Annotated in this window: 12 protein-coding genes; 6 read left to right on the top strand and 6 right to left on the bottom strand. The window is 68.3% G+C overall.

Features of this window, described 5'->3' with window-relative positions:
* Positions 1-177: 177 nt before the first annotated feature.
* A complete protein-coding gene (locus ACZ6KY_RS38550) occupies positions 178-534 on the bottom strand; it encodes a hypothetical protein (RefSeq protein ID WP_328446067.1) in 357 nt (118 codons plus the stop codon).
* A gap of 601 nt (positions 535-1,135) precedes the next feature.
* On the bottom strand, positions 1,136-1,696 hold the full coding sequence (locus ACZ6KY_RS38555) for a hypothetical protein (RefSeq protein WP_261710027.1): 561 nt from the start codon (positions 1,694-1,696) through the stop codon (positions 1,136-1,138).
* A 226-nt stretch (positions 1,697-1,922) separates the two neighbouring features.
* Between ACZ6KY_RS38555 and trhA the strand changes: the two genes are divergently transcribed.
* Complete coding sequence (gene trhA / locus ACZ6KY_RS38560) at positions 1,923-2,744, top strand: PAQR family membrane homeostasis protein TrhA (protein WP_469314918.1); 822 nt, start codon at positions 1,923-1,925, stop codon at positions 2,742-2,744.
* A gap of 560 nt (positions 2,745-3,304) precedes the next feature.
* On the opposite strand, the gene ACZ6KY_RS38565 is transcribed toward trhA, so the two are convergent.
* Both ACZ6KY_RS38565 and ACZ6KY_RS38570 read right to left on the bottom strand, forming a co-directional pair.
* On the bottom strand, positions 3,305-3,742 hold the full coding sequence (locus ACZ6KY_RS38565; RefSeq protein WP_469314919.1) for a DUF2267 domain-containing protein: 438 nt from the start codon (positions 3,740-3,742) through the stop codon (positions 3,305-3,307).
* A gap of 200 nt (positions 3,743-3,942) precedes the next feature.
* Positions 3,943-4,374: an Hsp20/alpha crystallin family protein gene (locus tag ACZ6KY_RS38570; protein ID WP_469314920.1), complete on the bottom strand. Its 432-nt coding sequence runs from the start codon at positions 4,372-4,374 to the stop codon at positions 3,943-3,945.
* Positions 4,375-4,512: 138 nt separating this feature from the next.
* Between ACZ6KY_RS38570 and ACZ6KY_RS38575 the strand changes: the two genes are divergently transcribed.
* The 3 genes from ACZ6KY_RS38575 (at position 4,513) to ACZ6KY_RS38585 (ending at position 6,829) form a co-directional block, all read left to right on the top strand.
* On the top strand, positions 4,513-5,160 hold the full coding sequence (locus ACZ6KY_RS38575) for a type III effector protein (protein ID WP_469314921.1): 648 nt from the start codon (positions 4,513-4,515) through the stop codon (positions 5,158-5,160).
* 309 nt (positions 5,161-5,469) lie between these two features.
* Positions 5,470-5,925 carry a hypothetical protein gene (locus tag ACZ6KY_RS38580; protein ID WP_469314928.1) on the top strand — a complete coding sequence of 152 codons (456 nt, stop codon included), beginning with the start codon at positions 5,470-5,472 and terminating at the stop codon, positions 5,923-5,925.
* Positions 5,926-5,989: 64 nt separating this feature from the next.
* A complete protein-coding gene (locus ACZ6KY_RS38585; RefSeq protein ID WP_469314922.1) occupies positions 5,990-6,829 on the top strand; it encodes a transposase family protein in 840 nt (279 codons plus the stop codon).
* A gap of 296 nt (positions 6,830-7,125) precedes the next feature.
* Here the strand turns inward: ACZ6KY_RS38585 and ACZ6KY_RS38590 are convergent, their stop codons facing one another.
* A complete protein-coding gene (locus ACZ6KY_RS38590; protein ID WP_469314923.1) occupies positions 7,126-7,821 on the bottom strand; it encodes a DUF899 domain-containing protein in 696 nt (231 codons plus the stop codon).
* A gap of 358 nt (positions 7,822-8,179) precedes the next feature.
* Here ACZ6KY_RS38590 and ACZ6KY_RS38595 point away from each other — a divergent pair, with 358 nt between their 5' ends.
* Complete coding sequence (locus ACZ6KY_RS38595) at positions 8,180-8,317, top strand: hypothetical protein (protein ID WP_469314924.1); 138 nt, start codon at positions 8,180-8,182, stop codon at positions 8,315-8,317.
* Here ACZ6KY_RS38595 and ACZ6KY_RS38600 read toward each other — a convergent pair.
* Positions 8,302-8,634: a hypothetical protein gene (locus ACZ6KY_RS38600; protein ID WP_469314925.1), complete on the bottom strand. Its 333-nt coding sequence runs from the start codon at positions 8,632-8,634 to the stop codon at positions 8,302-8,304. The genes ACZ6KY_RS38595 and ACZ6KY_RS38600 overlap by 16 nt on opposite strands.
* A gap of 9 nt (positions 8,635-8,643) precedes the next feature.
* Here ACZ6KY_RS38600 and ACZ6KY_RS38605 point away from each other — a divergent pair, with 9 nt between their 5' ends.
* Positions 8,644-9,168 carry a hypothetical protein gene (locus ACZ6KY_RS38605; RefSeq protein ID WP_469314926.1) on the top strand — a complete coding sequence of 175 codons (525 nt, stop codon included), beginning with the start codon at positions 8,644-8,646 and terminating at the stop codon, positions 9,166-9,168.
* The last annotated feature ends 88 nt before the right edge of the window (positions 9,169-9,256 follow it).

Below are 9,256 nucleotides of genomic sequence, written 5' to 3' on the forward strand. Positions count from 1 at the left end.
GGGCGATGTGGTCCGCCTGGAGCTCCACCGTGTGCCGATTGCTGCAACGGTGGACCATACTGTCGCCCTCGCGCTTCGCCCCCCCCACCCCCCCCCCCACCCCCCCCTCCCCCCCCCCCCCCCCCCCCCCCCCCCCCCCCCACACTGCTTGCAACGGGTACCCGCCGCACTCGTTGCTCAGTGGTCGGAATAGCTGAAGTCGCCCACGGTCCAGGCGCCGACGTCGGCGATCGCCACGCGGTACATCCCGCCCGTCTCCGGGATCCCCACCGTGCCCTGCAGGATCCGGGCGACATGGAAGTGCAGATGCGTGGGCGGCCCGTTCTTCGCGGGGGTGTCGAAGACGGCTGAGAATTCTCCCAGGCGGGCGGAATCCGTCAGCACGTCCGACACCCTCTGCCGCCACACTGCTTCGGGGGCAAGCCGACCGGTGATGACAGCACCACCGGTGACCACGGTCAGGGACATCTGGTTGCTCTGCCCGGACTCCACCAGGGCGGCGACGTCAACGAGCAGCTCGTCAGGCTTCGACATGGGCCGATTATATTAACTGGCCCCCCTGGGGTTCCGCCGGTGTGCGGGAGGTGCTGACCAGTCGGATCCGCCGCCAGATGGGCAAAGGAGCCGGCGCGGTGGCCACGGGCAGCGCCTCGCAGGCAGGCAAAGCGGCTTCGACCGTGGGAAGACTCTCACGGCTCCGACCCTGGCAAAAAGGGAGCAACGGCCGCCACCGCGGTCGAGTGGTCGACACTCACGGCCTGCCACTGATGGTGATGAAACCGAATTCCCTGCGGCGTTCACAGCTGGGCAACATCGAAGAACGGAGCAGATGGTGAACGAACAGACCGGGAAGTGGAGCTTCCTCACCAACCACAACCGTGTGCTGATCGTCATCGCCCGCGCCCCTGCCGCTCGCCTTCGCTACATCGCCGCGGCTTGCCACGTCACCGAGCGACCCGCCCAGAACATCGTCACGATCTTGAGCAGGCCGGCTACCTGCGCCGGGAGCGCGCCGGACGGCGCACGCGCTACCTCCTCTGCCTGGACGGCACCCTCCGCCACCCTGCAGACGCACACGTGCCCGTCCGGGCACTGCTGGATCTGTTCACCCATCACGACAAGCAAGCGCTGAAGCTCAGACCCTGCTCCAGGCATCGAGGAATGCTTTGCGTCCTGTCGGATCGTCGGACCTGCGGTCCGCGTGCAGGACGCGCCAGGCGGTGAGTTCGAGGTCACGGAGCCATAGTTCTCCGATGACCTGTGTCTTGAGGTCGGGAAAATGGTCGGACTCGGCAAGGGCCTGACCGATCACCTCCCCGGCTGCGACGCGCTGGGGCGGGGTCATCTCATCGACAGCCGACAGGATCTGTCGGGCCAGCACGATTCCTTCTCCCGCCAGGGAACGCAGTACGGCAGCCTTGATGTTGGCAGGCAGCAGGTACGCGGTGCCAGAAGACCTCCACAGCTCCGACCAGAAGCGTTCTCCTGCCTTGGTGGGGGCGGGCAGCGCGGCCAGCAGCCCCAGGAGGTGGCCGGTGGCCGCATACCCATCGGAGTGGGCGGCCGCGACGACGGCGATGCCGGCGACGCGCTGCACATCGAGATCGCCGGCTTCCCGTTGCGGAGCCAGACCCAGTTGGTGTTCCAACTGGTCGGCGAGGGGGCCGGACAGGTGGGGGCGGACCTCAGGAAGCATCGGCGATCCTTGCGCGCAGGGAGCGGAGATACCCGCTCGGGAGCTCTGATCGTTCCCACGAGCAGCTGATCTATTCTGCTTCGAGCCCAGTGGGCGGCAAGCAGCAACGGGCCGGAGTTCACACGGCGGCGAAGTGATCCAGTGGCCCATTTCCGGCGGCGCGGCCTGGCTGTTTCGAGACCGGCCTTGCAGAAAACTGTCTGGGCGAGTCTTTTAGCATGGCTGCATGATCACCGGTGATGCCCAGGAGTCCGAGGGAGGACGAGAAGCCGTGTCGCACGACGCCGCTGAAGCCGAATACACGTACGCCGCCGCAGCGCGTGGAGAAGACCATGAAGACGGGTTGCCCTGCGGATCACAAGGTGGGGAGAGCGGGCACTCGGTTGCCGCGCTGGTGGAGCGGGCGGCCGATCTGGCCGAACCGATCAAGCCGAGGCTGCGGGGCTGGCTGCATGCCGGGATGGTCCCCGCCGCACTGATCGCGGGCATCGTGCTCATCTGTCTGACCCGCACCCCGCAGGCAGCCGTGGCCTGTGCCGTGTACTCGGTCACCGCCTGGCTGCTGTTCGCAACGAGCGCCATCTACCACCGGGGCACCTGGGGGCCGCGCGGCGAGGCGGTCCTGCGGCGTCTCGACCACGCCAACATCTTCCTCATCATCGCCGGCACCTGCACGCCCCTGGCCGTACTCCTGCTCCCGCCGGACCAGCGGTCCATTCTGCTGTGGATCGTGTGGGCGGGCGCACTGGCCGGCATCGCGTTCCGCGTCCTGTGGGTCGGAGCTCCGCGCTGGCTGTACACCCCGTGCTACCTGGCCCTGGGATGGGCACCGGTGCGCTACCTGCCCGACTTCCTGCACACCGGCGGAGCGGCCGTACTCACCCTGATCGTGGCCGGCGGTCTCCTCTACAGCGCGGGCGCGGTCGTCTACGCCCTCCAGCGCCCCGACCCCTCACCCCGCTGGTTCGGCTTCCACGAGGTGTTCCACGCCCTGACCGTGACGGCCTTCACGGCGCACTACATCGCCATCTCCCTGGCCACCTACTGACCGCGGCAAGCCCGCGCCGCTCGTTGGTGCACGACAGTCCGGAGGGGCTCTGGCGCCAACGGCGCCAGGGCCCCTCGACGCATTCCGTGAGAGGGGCACGGACCGCGGACGACTCGTACGGCTGTCTCGACGACGACCACCCTGTTCTTCACCATGGGCCCGGCCGCCGAGATGCTCGGCACCACCCAGGGCTTCCTCGATGAAGCGCAGCGCATCAACGCCGAATACCAGTGCGTTGCCGGATCAGCGAATCCAGCGGTCGGTGCCTGAGGCGGGTAGGTCCTGCAACTTTCCCACGGGCTTCGCGGCTGCCGCTCATGCAGACTGCCCGGAACGCAAGCGTTCCGGGCAGTCTCGTCTTTGAAAGACCTGGGGCTGAGAGCGATCCAAGGTACGGAGAGGCACTCTCACTAGAATTCGCTGCTGAACCGCTGCTGAACCAGGTGCGGTCGCTTTGGGCGGCGTTCGTGCTGCCACCACACTGCTCGGGCGAGCACGACGGCCACTCGGACTTGCGTGCCGTCCTCGTCTGGTGGCGATGCTGGGTTCCGCCTTGGTTATCAGGCAGCCCGAGCGAGCTGGGCCCGTCCGAACAGCAGGGCGTAGCCGTCAGGGAGCTGGGCGATGATCCGGGCGATCAGGTCGTCTCCGGCCAGGCGGGCGACGACGCCAAGGACCGATCCGGTGTCCCAGCGGGTTGTCGCCAGAGAGCCGCCGGTCCGTTCGGCGAGGTCCTTCACGAAGCCCCAGCCGCTCAGTGGCCTGCCGGAGGGGATCTGCGAGGCGAGGTAGCCAGCTGCTTCCTGGGGCAGGCGGGCGGCGAGCGCCACCCGTTCGTCGCCCGTCAACTGGCGGCCCAGCGCCTCAAGCACCCGGCGTACGACGTCTTGTGCCTGTCGGCGGGTGGGGTAAACACCTTCGTATCGCACCTTCTCCAGCATCTGGTCGAAGGTGACTGCCGTCGGAACAGAGGGCGCGGGGGGAGAGAGAAGAGTCATGGCGACGACTTTCCTTGCGTGAACCGTGATTTCTGCTGCGGTGAACCGATTGCCCCGTGCGGACCGCGTGAACCGCGCTCCTCTAGGAATCGGTTCTCCGGTGTGGAGCGAGGGAGTAGAGCCGGGGCCGCCGGGGCCCAAGGTGGAAAACGTGGGCGAACAACCCTTGGGCCCCGGTCGGCGAAGGTGCGGCCGGAGGATCAGCTGTCGAGTTCCTTGCGGTCGCCGGTGCCGCGGACGCTGATCTTGCGGGGTCTGGCTCGCTCGGTGATCGGGATGCGCAGCGTCAGGACGCCGGCCTCGTAGTCGGCGGAGATGCGCTCGGTGTCGAGGGTGTCGGCCAGGACGATCTGGCGGGAGAAGACACCCAGAGGCCGTTCGGACAGTTCCGTCTGGGCGCTCTCGGACCGCGGCAGCGGGCGTCGCTCCGCCCTCACGGTGAGCATGTTCCGCTCGACGTCGATATCGAGGGCGTCGGGGTCGATGCCCGGCAGGTCGAAGGCGATGACGTACTGGTCGCCGTCTCGGTAGGCGTCCATCGGCATCGCGGAGGGACGGGACCACGTTCCCGGACCCATCAGATGCTGGGCCAGGCGGTCGAGTTCCCGGAACGGGTCAGTGCGCATCAACACGGGATACACCTCCAGATGAGTTCAGGCAGTTGCTGCCAATGCGCTTCACCTGACTCCGTTGTAGCATGTCATCTGAACGACGACAAGCCAGATGTCATCCAGTCGATGACAGATGCAAGGACCTGGGAAGGAGAAGGAATGAGCGACGACCCGCCCACGGCACCGGCTTCCTTCGCGGCGACGGCCACCGCGCTCGAGGCCATTGCCCAGGCCATCCGGACGGCACGAACCGCCGACGCTGCCTCCATCGATGACCCCGAGCAGGCCATAGCCGCACTGCTGCTCCTGCGCGAAGTACGCGAACAACTGGCCCACTGGGAGCCCGCGCTGATCGAGACGGCCCGGGAGGCCGGCGCAAGCTGGTCCGACCTGGCCCACCCCCTCGGGGTCTCCAGCCGCCAGGCCGCCGAGCGCCGCTACCTGCGCGTGCGTCCCGGTGAAGCCGGCACCACCAAGGAGCAGCGGGTGCAGGCCACCCGAGGCCGGCGTGCCGCGGACCGGTCCGTCATGTCCTGGGCCCACGACCACGCCGCCTCGCTGCGCCAGCTTGCCGGGACCATCACTGCCCTGCCGGATCTTCCCGCCACCGCGACGGACGCACTCGCGGCCCTGCACTCCGCACTAGGAGACAGCGACCCGGCCCACCTTCTGGGTCCCCTCTCTGAGACGGCCTCTCATTTGCGGCCCGCTCATCCCGACCTCGCGGACCGCGTCACCGACATCGGCCGCCACACCGGCGAGATGCGCGAGAGCGAGCACCGTCAGCGCTCTTCCAGCGGGCCGTGACAGCCCTGGGGGGGAACCGACCGGCGGGGCCTGCCGTCGGTCATCGCATGCACTCACTCGGGCCAGGACGCGGGTCCGCTACCCAATGCGCTCGCGTCCGCCCGGCCCACTGAGGACTGTGCATCGTGAACTTGCAGGTGGCGGGTCTGGTGTGAGGGGCGGGCGGGATACTCACGCTGGTCGTCGGCGGGTGTCCACGGTGAAGATCGTCCGACCGGTCGGCCAGAGTCGTTGCCGGGTTCTGCTGCGCCGGTCGCCGTGCCGCTCTTACGATCCGTGACCGGGCCGGTGCGCCGGGAGGGCGTGGCGATGCAGGAGCTGGAGCGGATCACGGCTCGCCGGAGTGAACTGGACGCGCTTACCGAGGAGTTGGCCAAGCAGCTGCAGGAGGTCCAGGCCGAGCGGGGGGAGCTGGTGATCGCCGAGCGGGTCCTGCATCGGCTGGCTGAGCGGGACCGGGCTGCGGAGGAGGCCGCCGCGGCCGTCGCTCCGGCTCCCGCCCGGGTGGCGGGGCGGGCGGTCTTGCTGATCCCGCACCGCAGCGAGGCGCGCGATGAGGCCGCCCTGCCCGCTGACCACCGCAAGATCCTGGCGATCGTACGGGCCGCCGACGGTCCGGTCCAGGTCAGGGGTGTCGGCGAGGAGTTGGGCCTTCAGGTGACGGTGCGCGGCAAGCTGGAACCGCTGCGCGCGAAGTTGACCAAGCTCGCCGACCGCGGCTGGCTGCACAAACGAGGCGACGGGCGGGTCACCGCACGCCCGTAACGGTGCCGAAGGCGGACATCAGCAGGGCGTAACCGGTGGGCCCCCGGCGGCAGTTGAGTTTGGTGTGAAGAAAAAACAAGGTCTCACCGAGGGCCCTGACGGCCTTGTCCACACCGCCCGCCTGTCGCTGTCGAGTGCCACCCTGAACTGGCTCGCCGGCCTGATACGTGGCCACCTGAAGAAGATCGGCTCGCGGTGGCGGGCCCTGCCCGCGGGGAAGATCGCCGCCATCGTGCTGGCGGTGCTGCGCTGTGACCAGCGGCCGGGCGACCTGGCCGGCGGCAACGGGATACACCGCACCACCGTGACATGGTGGGTCAGAGAAGTCGTCGTCCTGCTGGCCGCCCGCGCCCCACGCCTGGAGAGGGCCCTGAAGAAGATCGCCCGAACGGGTGGCGGGGTGGTTCTGCTGGACGGCACGCTGATCCGTACCCGGCGGCGCACCGGCACGGAGAACCGGAAGAACTACTCCGGCAAGCACAAATGCCATGGCCTGCTCGTGATCGCGCTCACCGACGACCGGGGCCGGCTGGTATGGGTCTCCGCGGTCAGACCCGGGCGGACCTCGGAGATCACCGCCTGCCGACACGACAAGCTCACACAGAAGTTGCGGGCGGCAGGGCTCGGCGCGATCGCCGACCTGGGATTCGTCGGGCTCGACGACAGCAGTCCCGACACCGACCCGGCGGTGATCACCGGCTACAAGGCCGCCCGGAACCGGCCCCTGACGCGAGGGCAGAAGCTGTCCAACACGGCACTGGCAGCCGTCCGGGCACCGGTCGAGCACGGCTTCGCCCACCTGAAGAACTGGCGCGTCCTCGGCAAGGTACGTACCGACCCGAAGTGGGCGACCGCGCTGGTGAGGGCCCTGCTGGTACTGACGAACCGCGAAGTCGCCCGCTGACCGACGATCTTGATGGGAGCCATCCGCCCGCAACCAGCCCGAGCACCTCGAAGCCCACACACACCAGACCCGCGACCAGCAACTTCACGATGCACTCCGCTCAGTGGATCTTGAGGGCTGTCTTGCACGCGGTGCTGGTCGACCCCGAGGCAGTCGAGCAATGGGCGAAGGGTTGCCTGACCAGCCGCTGAACGCTCTGGTCGGCTTCCAGCCCCCTCCCTGCCGCCTGCACCGGCCCCGCCGGCGGGCCGCGCTGCCCGGGCCCGCCAGCGAGGTGGCCAAGCTATGCAGGTCGTTCAGCCGCCGCCAGAGCCCGAGCCATAGAGCGCAGCGATGTCTTTGGACGTCGCCCACCGACTGTAGGTGGGCGACTGAGGCCATCCCTCGGGCGAATCCTGCCATTCCTCCTGCCGTCCGTACGGCAGGACGTCGATCAGCGCGAAGGTGTGACTGAGCTGCTCAGTACCCCGACCGTTGGTGTGCCAGGTGCGATAGACGGTGTCGCCGTCGCGCAGGAACACGTTGACCGCGAATCCTCCGTCGGGCGGTGCGCCGACGTCGGCCCCGAACGAGCTGTTGGCAGTCGAGTACCACGTCATCTGGTTGCCGACCCGCTGCTTGTAGGCGAGTGCCTCTTTGATCGGGCCCTGGGTGACGATGACGAATCGCGCATCGTAGTTGTCCAGGAACCCCAGGCGGGTGTATTGCGAGGTGAACCCCGTGCAGCCCGAGCACTGCCAATCCTTGCCCGCGAACCACATGTGGTTGTAGACGATCAGTTGCCTCTTGCCTTCGAAGACGTCCGCCAGCCGAACGGGGCCGTCCTCGCCCTCGAGGGTGTAGTCGGGCATCTCGACCATCGGCAGACGACGACGCTCGGCGGCGATGGCGTCAAGCTCCCGCGTCGCGGCCTTCTCCCGGGCTCGCAGCGCCTCGAGTTGGCGATCCCAAGTTGCGGCGTCGACGACGGGTGGTAGTGCGTGGGTAGTCATGGTCCCCTCACAGAGCTCGTGCGCAGCTTTCGCTTGTGCGGAGGTAGACCCCACCGGGCCCCGGAACTCATCGGTCGCCACAGGGGAATGCGGCTGACGCGGTGGATCCACCGACGCACTCTGGCCGAGATCACCACTGAAGAACTGGCGCGTCCTCGGCAAGGTACGTACCGACCCGAAGTGGGCGACCGCGCTGGTGAGGGCCCTGCTGGTACTGACGAACCGCGAAGTCGCCCGCTGACCGACGATCTTGATGGGAGCCATCCGCCCGCAACCAGCCCGAGCACCTCGAAGCCCACACACACCAGACCCGCGACCAGCAACTTCACGATGCACACCGCTCAATGGTGTCGTCACGATGGATCAGAGCAACAACCTCACCGGCCTGGAGCGGCAGATCGCCTTCGTCGAGGCTGCGGCCGCGCCAGATGAGGCGGCGGGCGGGGACGCTCTCGTCGTCGCCCCGCTGCAGCGCGCCCATCACTGGCGGCGGTAGTGGCGTACGAGTTCCCGCCATTGACTCCCGGTGACGCGGCCACGGTCGCGGCGCGGGTCGCCGCAGTGCTGGACGATGCCTGGCCGCGCCTGGCAGCCCAGCAAGCCGCAGTGCTGGCAGCGATCGGTGACGGTGACCGCTCCCGGATGGTCGCCGACCGGCTCGCCCAGTTCCAGGCCGCGATCGTTGACTTCCGGCAGCGCGTAGATGCAGAAGCCCGAGCGTTCGTCGCCCGGCAGCTGTCGCACCTGTACGAACAGGGCGCGCAGCATGCCGCCGAATCGCTTGGTGGACGGTTCACATGGACGCTGATCCACACCGATGCCTTGCAGTCGCTGGCCGTCGACTCCTACGCCGACTTCCTACGCCGCTCCCAGGAGGAGCAGCGAATGGCGGGTGCGTTCTACCGAGCCGTGCGGGACGCCGCGCGGCGGGAGGTGCCGCTGCTCGCGGCGGGGAACACCACGGCGATGCAGGCCGCGAAGGCGCTCGCCGATCGGCTCGCCGCCGAGCACCAACTCCGGTACGTCATCTACCGCAACGGTGCCCGATACCCGGTGCAGGCGTGGGCGGAGTCGGCGACGCTCGCCAAGAGCGCGGTGGCCTACAACGCGGGCACTCTGAACTGGGTTCGTGAGGCGGGCGTCCGGCACGTCGAGGTCTTCGACGGGTTCGACTGCGGATGGACCAATCATCGGGACGTGGACAAGGCCAACCGCACCATACGCACCGTCGAAGAGGCCGCCGAGTGGCCGATCTCCCATCCGCGCTGCCGGAGGGCATTCGGACCGCGACCGGACCTCGGGGAGGCATCTGAGCCGGACTCTGTTCCGGACGCACGACGTTACTGACTTCGGCTCGTCAGGGTGAAGTGTCCTGGAATGCCTGATGGCTCCGGTGTGGTGGAGGTATCCCGGAGTGTGTGAGATACGCGGATGG

The sequence above is a fragment of the Streptomyces sp. NPDC042002 genome (assembly GCF_055588305.1).

Excerpts from the sequence above, each read along its gene's own strand:
- ACZ6KY_RS38580 (WP_469314928.1), top strand. The coding sequence starts at position 5,470 with ATGCAGGAGCTGGAGCGGATCACGGCTCGCCGGAGTGAACTGGACGCG.
- ACZ6KY_RS38550 (WP_328446067.1), bottom strand. The coding sequence starts at position 534 with ATGTCGAAGCCTGACGAGCTGCTCGTTGACGTCGCCGCCCTGGTGGAG.
- ACZ6KY_RS38575 (WP_469314921.1), top strand. The coding sequence starts at position 4,513 with ATGAGCGACGACCCGCCCACGGCACCGGCTTCCTTCGCGGCGACGGCC.
- ACZ6KY_RS38590 (WP_469314923.1), bottom strand. The coding sequence starts at position 7,821 with ATGACTACCCACGCACTACCACCCGTCGTCGACGCCGCAACTTGGGAT.
- ACZ6KY_RS38595 (WP_469314924.1), top strand. The coding sequence starts at position 8,180 with ATGGATCAGAGCAACAACCTCACCGGCCTGGAGCGGCAGATCGCCTTC.
- ACZ6KY_RS38555 (WP_261710027.1), bottom strand. The coding sequence starts at position 1,696 with ATGCTTCCTGAGGTCCGCCCCCACCTGTCCGGCCCCCTCGCCGACCAG.
- ACZ6KY_RS38565 (WP_469314919.1), bottom strand. The coding sequence starts at position 3,742 with ATGACTCTTCTCTCTCCCCCCGCGCCCTCTGTTCCGACGGCAGTCACC.
- trhA (WP_469314918.1), top strand. The coding sequence starts at position 1,923 with ATGATCACCGGTGATGCCCAGGAGTCCGAGGGAGGACGAGAAGCCGTG.